The following is a 17,116-nucleotide window of genomic DNA, read 5'->3' as shown; positions in this document are numbered from 1 at the left end:
TGCATTGAAGCCGAAACTTTTCGAGTCTTTAATGGCTAAGCCCAACGACCAGCGCGAGGTTTACGAGAAACTTAAGCTCAAAACTGAGCATCCGTTCCTCAAGCGCTACGTGCAGATGGGCATCAAAGAAGGCCTCTTCAGCGACATGACAGGCGCATTGGGCAGAATGCACGACACCTTAGTGCAAGCCGCGTATCCCGAACTTATCGGCAGAAACATCATCACCGTCATGCCCACATCCGAGCCGATGGAGCGCTTCCCGCTGGACGTTGATGCGGTGGCTTATCGTTACGCTGAAGGCGCAGTCACACGCCTAAGCGGCAAGAAAAACACCACAGTCGACATCTACACAAGCCAGTTGGTTGACGCTTCTGAGGAATGGACACGCGAATACCTCGAAGACGCCACTTGGAACGTCATGGACAATATGGTGCAGAAGGTTGGCAGAGCCTTAGCGCTTAAAGAAACCCAAGCCATCCTCGTCCTCTACGGCGCAGTTGCAGATGGGGATTTGGCTGGCGGAGCAGTCTTGAATGGTGGCGGCGCGGTTCTTAGCTGGGTTAAGCTGCTTGAGCTTCATAATGCTGTTCGAGGCGAAAACTGGCGTCCAACGGTTCTGGCGATTAACGAGACTCAGTTGCATCAGTTGCTCAACGATGACAAGTTCATCCACTCGCAGTATTTCCCAAGCAGCGAAACCGACATCGAAGCAGGAAGCATCGGCAGCGTCTTAGGCATGCGCGTCCAAGCCAGCACGCTGGTTCCAAACGGCACCGCTTATGCCATAGACACCCGAGTAGCCTCTGCGATGCTTCTGCGTCGGGACGTTACGGTTGAGGATTGGGAAGACGTCAAAACAGGCAAGTACGGCGTCCGCGCTACCACACGGTTCGGCTTAGGTGTCCTGCGTTCAACAGCGGTTGCCAAAATGACCAACATCAAACAAACGCTGACCTAAACACACGTCAACGCATCAACTATTTTCCCCATTTTTTGGGTTATCCAATTCACGAGGTCTAACCTGCTATGAATGGTGTCTTGAGGAAAATCCGTGAAGTCCTCTCTTACGCGCCTGCCTCTGGCGTGGCGTCTCCTAAGCAGCGAGTGTTCTTTGACACTTCCTGCATCCCCTTAGCTGACGTTATGAAGCTGTATGAACGTGACCCAACCTGCAAAGCCAGCGTAGACCTCTTGGCTGCTTCGACGGTGGGTATGGGCTTTTACACCACAGCCGACGAGAAATATGAGAAAGCACCTGAAGCTAAAGCAGCGGTGGATAGGTTCTGTGAAGACGTCAACTTGGACGGCTTGCTTAACGACATGGCTAAGCCTTTGATTGGCTGCGGAAACGATTTCTGGCTAAAACTTACACCTGAACAGCTAACCGACACAGTACGCACACCAATTGATGCAGTCCAGCGAATAGGACTCAGCAGCGTTCCCGATTTGAAGTTGCCCTACAAGGTCACGGGTTACCAGCTCAAAAGCGTCTACACTGGCAACTCTGGTAACGAACTCAAACCTGAAGCCGTCATCCACTGGCACCTAAGCGGCGACATCCCGTCTGGGTTTGGCGTGGGTTTGCTGCAGGTACTCTTGCACACGTTAACCCTTGACACTGACAAGCGTCCCTCGTATGCGTGGATGAAGGCGAAAATCGAGAAGATACTGCCCAACATCTTTACCAAGTATGCTGGACCCGACGTGGTTGTGCAGCTGGAAGGACAAAAAGAAGACACCATCAGAAAGTACGAGACTGCGATTAAGAACCGTCCTGAGGAGGGGCAGTGGCTTTTCAGTGGCGCCAAATCCGTCAGCGTCCACCCAGTCACCATCGACCCACGGGCACGCTTCGAGTACTACATCGACCACATGGTCAACCAATTCTACCTCGGATGCGAAACACCTCTACCCCGGCTTTTTAGCACTCCGGGCTTCACCGAAGCATCAGCAAGAGCAGCCCTCGATTTGCAAGACATGCTCATTAAGCCTGTGCAGCGGTACATCAAGCGCCAAGTCGAAAGACAAATCTTCGATGTGGTTGTCTCTCAAGCAGGCTTTGACGCTGCCAAGGCGAAGGTTCGGCTTAATTTTGGCAGTCCCGAGACGCCTGAACTGGTGCCCGCTGACCTGATTCGTGCTGCCGAGTTGGGACTGGTGAGGGCGGAAGAGTTCCGCAAGAACGCCGTCAAGTTCGGATGGGAGCTCTGGGATACGCAGCCCCAAACAACCAACAGTGCAGATGGAGGCGCCCAGAAGTGACTGCTGTTTCCGTGGATGATGTTCGGGACGTGCTGCACATCTCTGAAGCCGATATTACAGACGCCAAGGTTCTGAAGATGATTAAGCGTGCCGAAGTCACTTTGGGGCTTGAACTGTCCAGAGAAATCGACCACACAGACTGCACCGAACCCGAGAAAGAGGCTGTAACGCTTTTGGCTGCCATTTACGCAATCTGCTATCTAAGTGGCGGCAGCGCTGTGGGCTTAAACTTTAGCGTTGGCGACTTGAGCAGTTCTAACTCGGGTCTTCCCAGCTTAGCCGTTCTGCAAAACGAATTCGAGCGCATCCTTGCTAGCCTCAAGGAGCCTTATGTGGGGAGCGTGTAGCCGTGGGAACCGTGCCAGAAACCTACTACCAATTCATCATGGACTACGCGCCCTACGTCTACGTGATTCCGCCAAACACACCAGACCCAACGTTTGGCAAAGGCGTTTTGGCTGCTAGCTTTGCTATTGACTTTCTCTGTGAAGCGTACTCTGCTAAACAATTTGAAAGCAGAAAGACGGAAATCTATACTAAAATCGTCAGCCTTGCGGATTGGATTCTGACCCAGCAGTGCCTCGACCCAGCACGAAAAGCGTATGGCGGATTCAAAAGCGCAGAAACCAGCACCTACTACTACAGCGTCGACGCCTGCAGAGCCATCCCTTCCCTTCTTGGAGCCTATGAACTCACAAGCGACACCCGCTATTTGGATGCTGCTAAGCTGGCGGCTGGAACTTTCCTCAAAACCATGCAGGACCAGCAAGCCTACGGCGGCTTCGCCAGAGCCGTCACACTCGGCGATGCGTGGCTTCTGCAAATGGACATCGAATGCCTCTACGGGCTAGCAGGTCTCAAGCTCTTAGCGGAGAAGTATGACACAGCCAACGCAGCCCTCTACCAAAGCATCATGGATAAGGCTGTTGGTTTTCTCAGGGATGGTTTAGAGAAGTTGTGGCTTAATTTTGACCCTGCCGATGGCAAGTGGCACCGCGTTGGCTTAAGCGAGAATGAGGTTTACGATGACCCCTTCGCCTACGCCTTGGTGGGTTTGTACGCGGTGGAAGGTTGGAGCTTAACTTGTCAGCGGGTTTACAGCTTTCTAAATAGCATTCGCGCTAGCGCCACTTACCCAGCCTATGAGCCTGCGGTGTGCTGGGCGGGCTACATAGATGTCGTCAACCGAACTGTAGCATGCGACTACTACGACGCCGTCACAAGCGGCATCCTCTGGCGCATCCGAAAAAACCACGACCAACCCAGCCTCAAGCTCAGCGTAGAAGTCATCGGCAAACACTCATCGGAGTTCATGTTCTGGGGCGCCAAACACCACGATTACAGTCCGGTTGAGAATAAGTGGGCTATGGCGACGGTTTGCTGGCTAGCCCAGCTGTTCCTAAACTACGAGGAACCAACAACCCAATTCACCAAGATTCTGAGAAGCAAAGGCGAAACCGTCACGCTTTACCCTGTCCGCGAAGCGGCTGCAACTGTGGCGTATGGTGAGCCGCTGGATTTGCTGGCGGTTGTTTCTCCGCTTAAGGCTGAGCAGGTTATGATTGAGGCAGGCTACTACCTCAGTGACTACTTGGCATTCTACACTTTTCTTCCCGTTCGAGTTCACGACAAAATCAGGCGGCAGGGCGAAGATTACGAGGTTCAAACGGTGACGCTGTTCACGTTTGGGAATCAGCGGTTCTACTTCAAAAGCATCGCAAGGAGGCTGATTGCAACTTGAGTGTTGCCGAGTTTGAGAACCCAGTCGTTACCATCCTGCGTCTAATCGAGTCCCGCTTAAGAGTTGTCAAAGACGACGGCGGCTTAGCCCGAGTCCTCTGCACTCAAGCCAACTACGACAGGGAACTGCTAAAAGACATCGACGCCCAAATTACAGTATCCAAAACCTCGGAGCCCAGTCAATCACAGAAACACACCTTAGACGGCAAACTAAGACGCCGAATCTACTCCCTGAGAGCAACCATAACCACAGTTGACAAGCCCGCTCCAAACGCAGATGTGGGCAGAGTAATGCGTGACAAAGTCCTTGAGCAGCTATTACTAATTATTCCTGAAAACCGCAACCTACCCTACAGGACAACCTACAACTTTTACCCGATTGACTCAACATCTACAACTCACAAAGCCTATGATGCAGCAACCCAAACCGAACCTGAGCCGTCTAGCACTGTTTGGACGGAGCTGTCCAATTCTGAGTATGCGAATCTTTGGGGAAGCGACGACCAAAGACACACCAAAAGCGCAACTGGTAGTGGCGAGTTTGCGTTTATGCTTTTCCGCTTCAAAATCGGCGCCAAAGCTGGAGAAACCCGTAATGAGCCTAGAAAGCAGTGTTTAAAGCGTCTTGTCTTGGCTTTCGAAGGCTTTGGGGTGTCGCCTGCTGGCTACGGGGCGATTCTGAAAGTGTGGAATCACGCAGCGGGTTCTTGGGGAGACGCCCAACTTGGCACTGCAGGAACAGACCAAACCGTAACAATCACTCTAACCTCGAACCTCACGAATTACGTCAACGACGACGGCTACCTCTACCTCATGGCACGAACAACCAACCCGTCAGACGGGGTTTCTCCTGCCGTTCTGCACTGCGATTTTGTGCAGGCAACCGTTGACGTGCGAGGCGTGACGTTTTGCGATGTGCACAGTTACCGAGACGTCGACGTAACCGACGTTAAACCCTTCCTGTACAAGGAAGAAATCACAATGGTGGCATGGCTCTTCGAGTCAATCGCCATTTCATAGTAACAGGTGAAAAAACAAGATGGTTGACACCTATCACAGCGACCAAGAAAAGTTCTACTACGTCACCGAAACGACTTTCGGCGTAGTGCCAACCAGCCCAGCGATGCTTGGGCATTCTTGTAGCAACATAGACCCCGACATTAACCCAAACAACATCCGCGTTGCAGGCACAGGCTCAATCGACCTTGCCGCCCTAAAACGCGGATTACGGCAGCCGCTTCTAAAAATCAAGTATCCCATCCCGTCCGATGCCCCAATCAACCTGCTCCAGTACGTCAAGCAGGAACTCAACGCCAGCCTCGCCTTGCAGGTGCTCTACTACAAGGACATCTTTGTTTCCGCAACCGACATAGTCAGCCTGCTCTTCAAGGGCGCAAGATTTGACAAAGCCACCCTAACATGCGACATCGACGGCATCTTAGAGTGCGAAGCCGAGTTTCCAGCCCAAGACGTCGAAGTCACCACGACCAAAATTTCGGGTGCATCCTACACCGAGTACGCGGGCGCAGTTTCGGCCAGCGAGAGCTACGTTAAAATCGGCGGTGCAACCTGCGAGCGGGTGACTTCTTGGAAACTGCAAATTGACAACTCTTGCAAAGCTGTCCCAGTCATAAGGTCCACTAATGGGCATTTGGCGAAGTACATCACTTGGGGTAAACGGCTGCTGACGGGTGAACTCACGTTTGAATTTGAGAGCAAACAGGAAGCCGACGAAGTCTTAGCCGACACGGAGCAGTCCAGCCTTGAATTTGGGCTTGGGGGAGCTAACAAAGTGACCGTTGAGCACACGAAGTGGGACGATTTCAGTTTAGGCGGCAAAGCTGAAGACCTAATCTACGCCAAAGTGTCCTTCACAGCCAGAGGACCATTGAACATTTCATAATAACAGGAGGAGAAAAGTATGGAAGAAACTAAAGTTGAAGATTTCGTTAGGGAAGCTGCCTTGCGCAGTGATTGGCTCAAAATGTGGGAGGCAATCGGCGTTCGGATTCTGAGGCTTCCCGAATGGATGCAGGACATTGTGCTTGAAGACATCGACACAGCCATCAGAAACAGGGTTGCAACTATGGAGATGATTGAAAATGCGCACAGAAAAAATAGAGCTTGACGGCAAATTCGGCGAGGAATACAGAGGCACCTATAGCTTTGCGGAGATAACATGGGCTAAACGTAACCGCATCATTCAGAAGCACACCAGATACAACCGATTAAGCGGCGACGTGGAGAGCAGCGACTTCATAGCGATACAAGCCGAAACCATAATGGCTAGCATGCATGGTCAACCCCAAACCCGCCCCATAACGCTTGAGAAGCTTTTGGGCGAAGAAGAAGGCGTCCCAATCGAGCTGGGCGAACTATTCTCTAAAATCGTCAACAGGCTGAACAGTGTATCGCAGGAGGATTTACGTTTTTTACCGGAGCAGTCAGACGGGGAAAACCGCACGGCGCCCTTGCCGAGTTCAGGTTATGCCAAACCTTCGGATGGACCCCAACCCAACTCGCCGAACAGCCGGCTAGAACAGTGCAGGAGTTCTGCCACATCTTGAACGTACTAGACGAAATCGCTGAAGAAGAAAAAAGGAAAGCGGAGCGTGAAGCAAAACGGCACTAACCGTAACCCTTGAAGTAGACAGCGCTGAAGAGTTCAAAGCGGCGATGCAGCGGTTCGATTCGGGCATGCAGCGTCACGTGCATAGTCAACTGGCTAGCTGGGCTGCCGACGTCAAAGCCGAAGTAGCACGTCAAGTTCCCGTCCGCACCGGCTACCTCAAAAGCACCATCTACACGAAAATCCGAGAATGGACAGCCGAAATCGGCGCGGAAGCCACATACGCATTGTTTGTGGAGTTGGGTACCAAATACATGCAAGCTCATCCCTACCTTTACCCTGCAGTTGAACAGTTCCTGCCCCAACTTGAAGCCACAATAACAGCAGCCATCGAGCAGGCAAAAGTGGAGGCGGAGCATTGAGTTTTCGCGAAATCGCGGTAACCATACGGGCGGTTAACCGCGCCAGTAACGAGTTTAGCCGAATCAAAACCGACGCCGAAGCCCTAAGTGCCCGAGTTAAAAGTTTAGGCGCCGCGATCGCAGGTATCGGCGCTTCGGGTATGGCAATCGGCTACATCGCCAACCAATTCGGACTCCTAAACGACTCGCAGACTAAGGTGTTCAATTCGGCGATGATGGTTGTTTCAGTCATGGGCACATTTATGACCACCAGCGTAGGCGTCGCAGTTGCCCAAAAAGTGTATTCCGCCGCCTGCTGGGTTGCCACAGCCGCACAGAACGCGCTCAACATCAGCTACGGCACCTTCCTAGCCCTCACGGGCGTGGGGTTAGCGGTTATTGCAGCTGCCGCCGTTGCAATGTACAGTTTCGCCAACAGCATGAACACCGCCACGATCAGCATGCAGAACTTTAACGCATCAGCCGCCCAAACCAACGCCACAGTTACACGGGGCATCGTGCGCTCGGGCGACATGGCGATTTATCGTCAAGGAGTCGAGGACACATGAGCCAACCCGCATCTCCATCAGTTGCGCTCTACTCGGGAGTAACAGGCGGCTCGATAGAGCAGAGTGACATTTTGGAGTTGACTGTGCATTTGGGCGGAACCGAGGAAGTCAGCAGCTTTGCCTATCGCCTGCAGAACTGGAACGGCAAATACAGCACCACAGGTTCCCCAATCGCGTTGGGCGAGGACGGCTACATCATGCTCGGCAGAGGCGCCAATTGTCCCCAACTTATAACGACGCGAAACGAGAACATGAAGTTCCAATCAACCCCCACCGAGCATTATGTTACTGTTTCGGGGCGTGACTGGGGCGAACGCTTATTCCGCGAATACGTCACCGAAAGCTACGCGCTGATGAAGGGCGAGGAAATCGTTAAGCACCTTTTGGATTACCATTCGGGGCTTCCTCATGTACGGGGCACAGCGGAACTGGTTGAGGACACGGATACTACGTTTACGCGTTTGGATTTTGAGAATAAGCAGGCGTGGGAAATCCTAAAACAAATCGCCAAAGACAGCGATAAAGCAGGCGCCATAGGCTACGATTTCAGGGTGGCTCTGGATGGCCGCTTCGAGTTTTTCCACAGAGGCGCTAAAACCTGCCCCGTCAACCTCAACGAGCTGATTGAGGAGGCGGAAACGGAGTCGGATATTCTGTCGGTCAGAAATAAGGTGACGATTTATGGGGCTGCCACTAAAAGTATACCCATAGACGTGGATGAAACAGTCGAAAGCCTCACTCCGGCAGGCGGTTACTGGACAGGCTACGGCGGCAATCTCTCCCTCGACGCCACACGGCAGTATGGTTCTGCCTCTTCAAGCGTCAAAAACACGACGGGCACCGCTTACAACGCGGTATCCGTCTATTACTTCAACGTAACCGTGAACGGCAACCTGTACCCTAAACTGTTCCTGGCTCTGCTGCGAGACGACCAGGTGAAATCCGACGGTTTTTTGGTTATTTTGCATGATTCTTCTTCTCGGGTTTGCGGGCGAAACCTCTCAAACGTCAACAGTGTTTCGGCAAGCAATGACTGGTCAACCTATCAGTTAGACGTGGGCTTGAATCATGCTTCGGAGTGGGCGGCTCCCGCTGATTTTGACTGGGAAAACATCCGCACCGTAACCGTAACGGCGTATCTGGTTACTCCGGGCGTTAGCGGTCAAGTGTGGCATGGCCAACTCTACTTCACCGGCGCAAGATACAGCAACATGCAAACCGACGCCGCAAGCATAGCCGTCTACGGCGAACGCCAATACGTCGACATCGTCGAAGACCTCTGCAGCGACAACGAATGCATGCTAAGAGCCAAATCAATACTGGCCTACAAGAAACAGGCTAAAACTTCGCTGGTGGTAAAAAGCACCTTAATCGATTATGGTACTTCGCCTATCTTGCCCGGCGATATGATTTCGGTTACTCTGCCAAACGAAAACATCTCCTCCGTTAATTTTCTTGTCAAAAGCGTGGACTATCACTTGTTGGCAGAAAACAACACACTGGATGTTACTTTGAATCTTGGTTATCAGAAGCAGTTGATGGCCGACTGGATATACGCTCTGCGAACCCGCACAGACGCGTTGAGCAACTACAAGGCAAGACGTTAAAGGTGACTTAGAAATGAGTAAGCAAATCCTAAAACTCTTTGAAAACATCAAACCCGGTGACTTAATCGCTGTTGATTGGTGCGATGCCAGCGTGGGTAAAAGTAGTGGCAGCGGCATGACTATCGACGTGCCCGTGAAGAGCTGGGGCATATTTGTCGGTTTAATCGGTGACCGCGTAAAACACATCGTAATCGCACAGAACAGTTTCCGATACGCCGACGGCCTGTTCGATTTAGACTACACCGCCATACCCGTCGGTTGGGCGCTGGGCGTGACGGTTCTGGTTAAAGAGCACATTCCCGTGGATTCGGCAGGCAGACTTGTTAACAGTTTCATGATGGGCGGGCACCGTTCCATGAATCGGCCCCGAACGTTTCGGCGTGCACTTGCGCAGCGGAGGTTAAGTGTCGATGGCAGACCTCATTAAGCGGGCGTTGACAAGGAGGCGTTTTGAGCGGGGGCGCCTTATCGTTGAAGAACCTGCGGCTAAGCTGGTGTTGGGCGTCAAATTCGCCATCGGCATGACCGCCTTTATGTCTGCTCTTGAGTTGGCGCATTTGGTCGTTTTGGGGGCGTGGAACGCGGAGATTTTTGCTTCCATCACGGGCTTAAGCGGCACCGTGATTGGGTTGTTTGTGGGGCAGAAAGCATGACGAAGGGTAAACCTTGGGATATAGAGGAGGAACGGCAGCTTCGGATGCTTTTTGAAGAGGGCAAAAACGTTGACCAAATCGCTAAAGTCATGGTTAAAACCCGCGATGCCGTGCTTAACAAAATCTACGATTTAGGTTTAAAAAGAGAAGAAGAAAACAAAGCGCATGGCAGGAGATTGTCTTCTTCTTTCCAACTGCCCAAAGAGTTGCCAAGCGTTGAAGAGGCACTAAAAAAGTTGGCGGCGGCCTTAAAAGAGCTGGAGCAGCCCGGGCTTGACCAATCCGAAGTATTACGTTTACGCAGCATTATTTCGGGAGTTAAAGTGTACAAGGAGATTTTCGCCGACTACTTCAATTATTGCGAGTTGGAGCAGCGGCTAATGGAGTTGGAACGCAAATATGCCGAGTCAGCAAAAAACAAGAAGCCCACGGCGGATGCATCTGCCTGACTACCACATAATCCGCGGTTCACTGGAAGACTACGCCCACCAAATGCAGACTGAGGAGTCGGCACAAGTCAATGAAGCATCCAAGGATGTAGTCAAATTTTTGGAGCAGTACTGTAAACTTAAGCCCTACTGGTACCTGCTCGAACTGATTGCATCCTACGAAAAATTCCAATTCAACGCGGTGAGGTGGCCGCGGCAGACAGGTAAAAGCACGGGAATCGGCGCACTACACCTAGCCGACGCATGGAACAACCCCGACCTAAACATCGGTTTTGTTGGACCAAGCTGGCGCCAAACCAAACTCAACATCCGCCGAGTCGCAGGCTTCTGCCGCAACCTACCCCAACAAGGCCTACACGTACAAAAAACCAAAATCACCTTCCCAAACGGCAGCGTCATCGAAGCGTTCCCAAACAACCCCGACACCATCCGAGGCAACACTTTCCACCGCATCTGGTGGGACGAAGTCAACTTCACCGCCAACGACGAAGACCTCTACGACGCCATCCTGTTCACGTTGGGCACCACTAACGGCAAATTAACCGCCAGCAGCACACCGTTTAATACGGATGCATTGTTTTGGAGGATGTGTAACCATAAAGACTACGAGGATTTTGGGCGGCTGCATTTCGGCTGGGAAAAAGCCCTAGAACCCAACGGGCCATTAAAACCGGGGATTATTGAGAAGATTAAGCGCCAGTTCGGAGATGACCCGGCAAGGTGGCGCCGTGAGATGGAGGCGGAATGGGCGGAAGATGAGGATGTCTGGCTGGCTCAGAGTTTAATCGTTTCCTGTGTGGGTACGGTAAAGAACTGCGGCTTTGACCTGCAAGAATTCAACCCCGAAGCCAGCTGCGAAGGCGAGTTTTTTGCGGGACTGGATTTAGCGCAAACCCGCGATTACTGCGTCCTTTCCGTGGTTGAACGCTTAAATGATAGGCTGTTTTTGCGGCATTTGAAGATTTTTCAGCAGCCAACACTCTACGCGCAGGTTTTGGGCTATCTTAAGGCGTTGCAGGACAGGTGGGGCGGCTTCCAGAAAATCCGTGTTGACTTCACCCGGGAAGGCCCCTCGATTATTGCGGACATGGAGAACGCGGGTATCGAGAACGCGGAGGGCGTCAACTTTAGCGTACCCCGAAAATCAGAGATGGCAAGCCTCCTAAAACAGCGCATGATGAACAAACAGTTCTACTATCCGCTGCTGAATTGGGAGCGGCCGTATCGGGGCGACCTCTGCACCGAGCTAAACGTGGAACGCTACGAACTGCGCAAGGACGGCGCCATAGGCTACAGCCACCCCAACGGAACCCACGACGACGTATTTTGGAGCATCGCGCTAGCCGTGTACGCAACCCAACAGATGGAACCCGAACCATTCCTAACAGTCATACCGAGGTAACCAAGAAATGAGGCGACGAAATGACTTTCGGATAAGGCAGTTCCGACGAATCTACGACCGCACGGAAGGCAAATTCACCTTCAACATCAGCTATGAAACCCACACTAAGCCGACTCCAAGAAGCCTGGTTGTGGCTGAAGCCTTCGGACTAGGCATCGACGACGCCCAAAAGTTCAAGGTGTTGGATGCTGAACTTAAGATTGGCCCCAAAGACATTGTCTACATCACCGGCGACAGCGGCAGCGGCAAAAGCGTCCTGCTGCGGGCAATCAGGGCAGACTTAGGTGAAGAGGCAATAGACCTATCCGAGGTTGCAGTTGACCCAGACAAGCCCCTAATTGAGACCGTCGGCGCCACCGTCGAAGAAGGCTTGGAGTTGCTGAGCAAAGTCGGCTTAAACGACGCCTTCCTATTCCTACGCACCTACAGCCAACTCAGCGACGGCCAACGATACCGTTACAGAATCGCCAAGCTAATCGAAAGCGGCAAACAATGGTGGCTAATGGATGAATTCGCCGCCTGCCTGGATCGGGACACCGCCAAAATCATCGCCTACAACCTGCAAAAAATCGCAAGGCAACAAGGCAAAGCGGTCATCGCGGCAACAACCCACAGCGACCTAGCCGAGGACCTCAAACCCAGCGTTTTAGTGCGCAAGCGGTTTGGGGAAGAAATCAAAATCGACTATTACCCAACCACACCAGCCCCGGAATGCAGCTTAACCCGTGAAATGCGCGTCGAAGAGGGTACAAGGGCAGACTGGCAGAAACTCAGCAGCTTCCATTATCGCGGGCACAAGGTTGCGGTTCCAAGAAAAATCTTCCGCATGGTACGGGGAGAGGAGCTCTGCGGGGTTATAGTGTATAGTTACCCACCTCCCGCCTGTTATGGAAGGCGAATGGTACTACCGAAAATGACTATTCAGGAGTTGAATAAGCAACTTAGCATAATCAACCGAGTAGTTATCCACCCAAAATACCGCACTATAGGCATAGGAGCCAAACTCATCCGTGAGACAATGCCGCTGGTCGGAACCCAATATGTGGAACTGATAGCGGTTATGGCAAAGTATAGCCCATTCGCTGAAAAGGCTGGCATGCAAAAAATAGCCCAACAACAAACAGTAAAAAGCATATCCAGCGTTTTTAAAGCGCTCTTGGAGTTAGGGTTTGAGGCGCAACTCTTGGCAAGTGAACGATATGTCCAGGCTAAGCTTGAAAGCTTGCAACCAGAGGAGATTAATAAACTCAAAGAAGCTTTCATTAAAAACAAGCATACACGCTTTAGGAGGGAATTTGCAGCTAGCCGCAATCAGCCCTTTGGAAAGGTCGCCGATTATATTACCTGTATGTATAAAGCTGAATTGCCAGAATTGGTCAAACTGATAAAGCTGGTAGGTATGCTTTCTCAAACAAAGGTCTATCTTTTCTGGGCAAACTCGGATAAAAATCAGGTATATCCTAGAGACTAAAAAAGAATAAGGATTAGTAGTGTTCTGAAAACGTTACGGGTGTATCTATCAGTCTCGTTTTCGGCAATGAAACGAGGTATCTACAACCTACAGAAACTTCTTATTATTGTTAATAGATAATTTAGCAAACAAATTTAGGTTTTGATCAAACCATTCTGTATTCCCAAGCTGCTACTAGCGACGAGATAGAAAAAAGCAATTAAAAAAAAGAATAAGATTGTTTTTTGCTAACCTGAGTTAACATTTACAGCATCGATATGAAGTCTAACCGGATTGCCTCCTGGGTTATAGCCGCATACTGCGATATACCTAAAGTGACCTGCATAATCACCAATTTTGTCCCAGCTTGGTGATGTGTGTCCAATGCCTAACGCAGAGCCGACTTGAGTCCAACCGCCGCTTGGGTTCATTGAAACATAGATGTACAAGTAGCCATGATATCCGCTTTCGGAATAGCTATTGACGTATATCGCGCCTGTCGCTTCACATCCGTACTAAAAATTATACAAGCGATAACGTTATTTGCTATCATTAAGTGGTTTACGATGAGTTGGTAGGTTAAACTAAATACCGGATTCTTTCTTAAAACTGACTATTACCATTAGAATTGCTTTTTGGCTCGTCTCCTTAATAGTAATATGGTAATAGTCGTTAACATGATTAGCACTATAATAATCGCAATGACACTTAGAGTGACGATATCTTGAGGTACTATTGGCTCGTCTTTGGGTGAATCAATCATCTGATAGAAAATACTAACATTGCTGTTTGAGCTCGACACCGTTACCCAGCCATCGGAGCTGACATGCCACATTCCTTGTGAAACAACAGTGTCATTACTGAATACTGTCCAATTTAATGGTTGATAGACGGTCCCTGTATAGTGAAGATTGAAAGATTGGTTTCCCATACCACTCACTGTGTAGTTTAACCAACCTTGTGCAGGAAGAAACTTCGCCAAGATATCATAGTTTTGAATAGTAACATTACAATTTTGAGCGGATATACTGAAATCTCCATGATTACGAGTAAAATTCAAAACATCTCTTCCAGTCACCGTTCCCTTCGCAATATCAATATTTGGATCAGTGAAATTGAGCATATAATTGTCTAGTATCAATCCATAAAAATGCAAGCTACTATTTTCTTCCTTTAGAAGAGAATACGACCCTCCAACCGCAAAACTAACGGAGCCGTTAGAAGATGGAATGAAGAATTTATCGTGGCTATAAAATGTCTTGAGCTGTCCTTCTTCAGAGGCGATACTTTGTGGGAATATAGTGAGGACGAGTAAAAGTAACGGGAGAATGGAGAGGTGCTTAATCTTCAGTTTAACACATCCTTATGTTTTGAACATTTTGTGGTATGCTAATTCACACCTATTCAGTATAAAACTTCAACGGTGTCCTAAATTATTGTACACCAGTGATTTCTTGGCAAAATAGGATTAACTATAGCTTTTAAGAAGCGAACGTTATGTCAAAGAACCATTGGAGTGAAAAGAGAAAAACTGAGTTAGCTTTGGCTTCTTTTTTTAAAGTGAAGTATTAGAAGCCCGCTAGCCATCGTAATCGACACTATTGTAGCAGCGATAAGGAGTGCTGTTGGGAAGGGTTCTGGCGGCCGTGTGGGTTCAGGGGTTGGACTTGCGGTTGGAGTCGGTGAGGGTGTTGGTGACGGTGAAGGGGTGGGTGTTGGGTCGTAAGCATTCCAGTAGATGAGTTGGCTATAGCCTTCGTTGCCTACTATTGAGCCATCATCATAGATAATGTCTAGTTTATTGTCATACTCACTTAGCAGTTTGCCGACACTTTTGCTTATTTGGGTAGTGTATTCATCTGCATCCCAAATGCCCCAGATGTGGTCTGTGGACCAACGAAAACCAAACCTGTAAGCGTTAGGAAGCCCGTATGCTGTGCGTGCACCTTTATGGCAGTTGCTTTTGGGCTGGTTGTTTTGTGCATAGTTCCAGAAGCGTTGCATCGCGTCATAGTGCTCTTGTTGTAGCGTACTGTGACAAAGAGGATTCTCAGATGGATAAGTTCCAGAAGAAGATCGGCGAATCTACTACACGTAAAGTTAGCAAAGACAAAGAGGACAAAGAAGAGGAAGCTAAACTAAAGAAAAAGAAGTAAACCCTCTTTTTGGGGGTCCTTTTTGGGGATGGCTGTCACATTCATCATGTGAATTTTTCTATCAAGGAAGAGGCATTTCTGTTGGGCTTGGCATGTTAGGAAGCGTTTGAGGAGTGTCATGTGGTGCTGATGACGGACCTGGGTTGACAGGAAGTTTCTGGTTGCCTAATGGCAATGTTGTGTAAGTTCCATCGTCATTAAATACTACGTGAAATGCATTGCCTTCCATTACATAGATGGCTTCTGTTCTGTCGTCGTTTAGATAGTAAATAGATCGCCCAATTCCGCTGCCGCCAATAAAGTCTGGTGCTCCTGCAATTTTGTTGAATTCACTTTCTAAAACGCTCCTGTCCTTAGTGTCATATAGCTTCCCTGCCTGTTCAGAGGTTAATCTGGGCTGGTCTTTTGGTAGGTCTCCGATGGCGATAAGAACGGGTCGTCTCCATTCGCCTGGCAAACCAATGCTTTTGTCAGCAATAATTTTGTCTAGTTGTACTTTCTGCTCACTTGTTGCTTTGGCATATGCTAACTCGTAGAAAGATGCACTCGGTGCAGGGGTTGCTTCTTGTCCTGAAAGCCAGTTAGATGCAGCAGAGACAGCTAATATACTGCCAAATAATGCTCCAACTACAACGATTGCTAATACCACATTAGTTTTTTTATTTTTCAACATGGTCATAAGCTCCTTTGTTACTTGTAGCACCAAAGGATATAGTATCCAGTATGCTGATTAAAATCAGTTATGCCAATATAGTATGTCGTACCTGCTGTCAGATATATGTCAAAGTCAGCATTGTTTGGTGAAGTATCATAGACCAGCATATTTCCGTTGTTATCAAATACAGCTCCATCTATATTGTAACCGGCCCCTCTGTCTGTGTAGATATTATATGTACCGCTTGAGGTTGGAGTAAATTTAAAGAAATCTTTTTCGTCAGGATAGTCAAAACGACAGTTCCAGCTGTTGGTTATGGTAAAACTTTTTTCGAGTACATCACCAGCTTTGTCTCTAAAATCATCTGTTGTGTACTGCGTGGAAGCGTCGTGTCCGAAGAAGTGTGGGAAATCAACAACAACTGATTTAGCAATTAGGTAGTATCTTGCACCATCGTCGTAGCCTCCCTCAGTGATAGTAGTCGCAATATTTGAGTCAGTTATCTGAACCCCGGAGGTTAGTGAAATATCTGTTATGGCAGTTGACCCTGGCTTATGTGACCAAGTACCATCAGAATGCCTTAGATAAAAGTGGTAATCACTGTTATAGCCATCTTGTCTGATCGTAAGCGCGATTTTTCTTTGTCCGTCAGGAACACTAGCTGTTCTGGTTGTTTCGGTTAACGTGCTGAATTCAGAACATACGGCGGAGAGTGTACCGTAGTCTTCGTAGATTCTGTCATGAACAAAATAGTACATGTTATTCCAATATGTCATGGCGTATACATAACTTTGCATTAGACTTGAAAAAGGCTCTGTGTTGTAACCAAATTCACCTGGTTGTTGCTTATAGGGCGAACCTGAGGAGCCATCGGGGTAATAGAGGTGGGATGCATATCCGTAGCAGTTCATTTTATACTGCATATAGCTTCTATAAGGACTTGTGTCTGAATAGACTGAATTAGTTCTATTGACTGTTATAACTGCAGATGCTGTCGGCAATAGCATTAGACATATGCTTAATGTTATTAATATTGCAACAATTTTTTTATTTAAATGGCGTTTGATATTCATTTTAAACCTCCAGTATCAGATTTTTTTGTGTTTTATTCATATTCTTTCGTTCCACTTTTTTTTGGGGATTTTTATCATCACGCCCCTCGCTCGACGCTCATACGTGGATTAAGCGCTTTTTGTTAGTATT

At 49.2% G+C, this 17,116-nt stretch carries 19 protein-coding genes and 1 pseudogene; 16 read left to right on the top strand and 4 right to left on the bottom strand.

Annotation, left to right across the window (positions count from 1 at the left end; genetic code table 11):
- Window positions 1-4: 4 nt before the first annotated feature.
- The 16 genes and pseudogenes from NWE96_06640 to NWE96_06565 all read left to right on the top strand — a co-directional run bounded on the left by NWE96_06640 (window position 5) and on the right by NWE96_06565 (window position 13,123).
- A complete protein-coding gene (locus NWE96_06640; protein ID MCW3983658.1) occupies window positions 5-958 on the top strand; it encodes a phage major capsid protein in 954 nt (317 codons plus the stop codon).
- A 68-nt stretch (window positions 959-1,026) separates the two neighbouring features.
- Complete coding sequence (locus NWE96_06635) at window positions 1,027-2,262, top strand: hypothetical protein (GenBank protein ID MCW3983657.1); 1,236 nt, start codon at window positions 1,027-1,029, stop codon at window positions 2,260-2,262.
- Entirely contained in the window at window positions 2,259-2,609 is a 351-nt protein-coding gene (locus NWE96_06630) for a hypothetical protein (protein ID MCW3983656.1), read from the top strand. The genes NWE96_06635 and NWE96_06630 overlap by 4 nt, the downstream gene beginning before the upstream one ends.
- 2 nt (window positions 2,610-2,611) lie before the next feature.
- Complete coding sequence (locus NWE96_06625) at window positions 2,612-4,003, top strand: hypothetical protein (protein ID MCW3983655.1); 1,392 nt, start codon at window positions 2,612-2,614, stop codon at window positions 4,001-4,003.
- A complete protein-coding gene (locus tag NWE96_06620) occupies window positions 4,000-5,022 on the top strand; it encodes a hypothetical protein (protein ID MCW3983654.1) in 1,023 nt (340 codons plus the stop codon). The genes NWE96_06625 and NWE96_06620 overlap by 4 nt, the downstream gene beginning before the upstream one ends.
- Before the next feature lie 19 nt (window positions 5,023-5,041).
- On the top strand, window positions 5,042-5,905 hold the full coding sequence (locus NWE96_06615) for a phage tail tube protein (protein MCW3983653.1): 864 nt from the start codon (window positions 5,042-5,044) through the stop codon (window positions 5,903-5,905).
- A gap of 18 nt (window positions 5,906-5,923) precedes the next feature.
- On the top strand, window positions 5,924-6,130 hold the full coding sequence (locus NWE96_06610; GenBank protein MCW3983652.1) for a hypothetical protein: 207 nt from the start codon (window positions 5,924-5,926) through the stop codon (window positions 6,128-6,130).
- Entirely contained in the window at window positions 6,105-6,569 is a 465-nt protein-coding gene (locus NWE96_06605) for a hypothetical protein (protein ID MCW3983651.1), read from the top strand. The genes NWE96_06610 and NWE96_06605 overlap by 26 nt, the downstream gene beginning before the upstream one ends.
- Before the next feature lie 106 nt (window positions 6,570-6,675).
- A pseudogene (locus NWE96_06600) lies at window positions 6,676-6,993 on the top strand (hypothetical protein).
- Window positions 6,990-7,541 (top strand): hypothetical protein, encoded by a 552-nt coding sequence (locus NWE96_06595; protein ID MCW3983650.1) that lies wholly within the window; start codon window positions 6,990-6,992, stop codon window positions 7,539-7,541. The pseudogene NWE96_06600 and the gene NWE96_06595 overlap by 4 nt, the downstream one beginning before the upstream one ends.
- Entirely contained in the window at window positions 7,538-9,148 is a 1,611-nt protein-coding gene (locus tag NWE96_06590; GenBank protein ID MCW3983649.1) for a hypothetical protein, read from the top strand. Before NWE96_06595 ends, NWE96_06590 begins: the two co-directional genes overlap by 4 nt.
- Window positions 9,149-9,161: 13 nt before the next feature.
- Complete coding sequence (locus NWE96_06585) at window positions 9,162-9,575, top strand: hypothetical protein (protein MCW3983648.1); 414 nt, start codon at window positions 9,162-9,164, stop codon at window positions 9,573-9,575.
- Window positions 9,559-9,801, top strand: a complete 243-nt coding sequence (locus tag NWE96_06580) for a hypothetical protein (GenBank protein ID MCW3983647.1) — start codon at window positions 9,559-9,561, stop codon at window positions 9,799-9,801. The genes NWE96_06585 and NWE96_06580 overlap by 17 nt, the downstream gene beginning before the upstream one ends.
- Window positions 9,798-10,250 (top strand): hypothetical protein, encoded by a 453-nt coding sequence (locus NWE96_06575; protein MCW3983646.1) that lies wholly within the window; start codon window positions 9,798-9,800, stop codon window positions 10,248-10,250. The genes NWE96_06580 and NWE96_06575 overlap by 4 nt, the downstream gene beginning before the upstream one ends.
- A complete protein-coding gene (locus NWE96_06570) occupies window positions 10,201-11,652 on the top strand; it encodes a terminase family protein (protein ID MCW3983645.1) in 1,452 nt (483 codons plus the stop codon). The genes NWE96_06575 and NWE96_06570 overlap by 50 nt, the downstream gene beginning before the upstream one ends.
- 7 nt (window positions 11,653-11,659) lie before the next feature.
- Complete coding sequence (locus NWE96_06565; GenBank protein ID MCW3983644.1) at window positions 11,660-13,123, top strand: hypothetical protein; 1,464 nt, start codon at window positions 11,660-11,662, stop codon at window positions 13,121-13,123.
- A 601-nt stretch (window positions 13,124-13,724) separates the two neighbouring features.
- Here NWE96_06565 and NWE96_06560 read toward each other — a convergent pair.
- The 4 genes from NWE96_06560 to NWE96_06545 form a co-directional block, all read right to left on the bottom strand.
- On the bottom strand, window positions 13,725-14,258 hold the full coding sequence (locus NWE96_06560; GenBank protein MCW3983643.1) for a hypothetical protein: 534 nt from the start codon (window positions 14,256-14,258) through the stop codon (window positions 13,725-13,727).
- 380 nt (window positions 14,259-14,638) lie between these two features.
- Window positions 14,639-15,106, bottom strand: a complete 468-nt coding sequence (locus tag NWE96_06555) for a hypothetical protein (protein ID MCW3983642.1) — start codon at window positions 15,104-15,106, stop codon at window positions 14,639-14,641.
- A gap of 213 nt (window positions 15,107-15,319) precedes the next feature.
- Window positions 15,320-15,931 (bottom strand): hypothetical protein, encoded by a 612-nt coding sequence (locus NWE96_06550; GenBank protein ID MCW3983641.1) that lies wholly within the window; start codon window positions 15,929-15,931, stop codon window positions 15,320-15,322.
- A gap of 17 nt (window positions 15,932-15,948) precedes the next feature.
- Window positions 15,949-16,824 (bottom strand): hypothetical protein, encoded by an 876-nt coding sequence (locus NWE96_06545; protein MCW3983640.1) that lies wholly within the window; start codon window positions 16,822-16,824, stop codon window positions 15,949-15,951.
- Between the last annotated feature and the right edge of the window lie 292 nt (window positions 16,825-17,116).

The sequence above is a fragment of the Candidatus Bathyarchaeota archaeon genome, from assembly GCA_026014685.1.
In the GTDB taxonomy this organism is placed as follows: Archaea; Thermoproteota; Bathyarchaeia; order Bathyarchaeales; family Bathycorpusculaceae; genus Bathycorpusculum.
The sequence above is the reverse complement of the archived record's forward strand: the minus strand, read 5'-3'. Positions and strand labels throughout refer to the sequence as shown.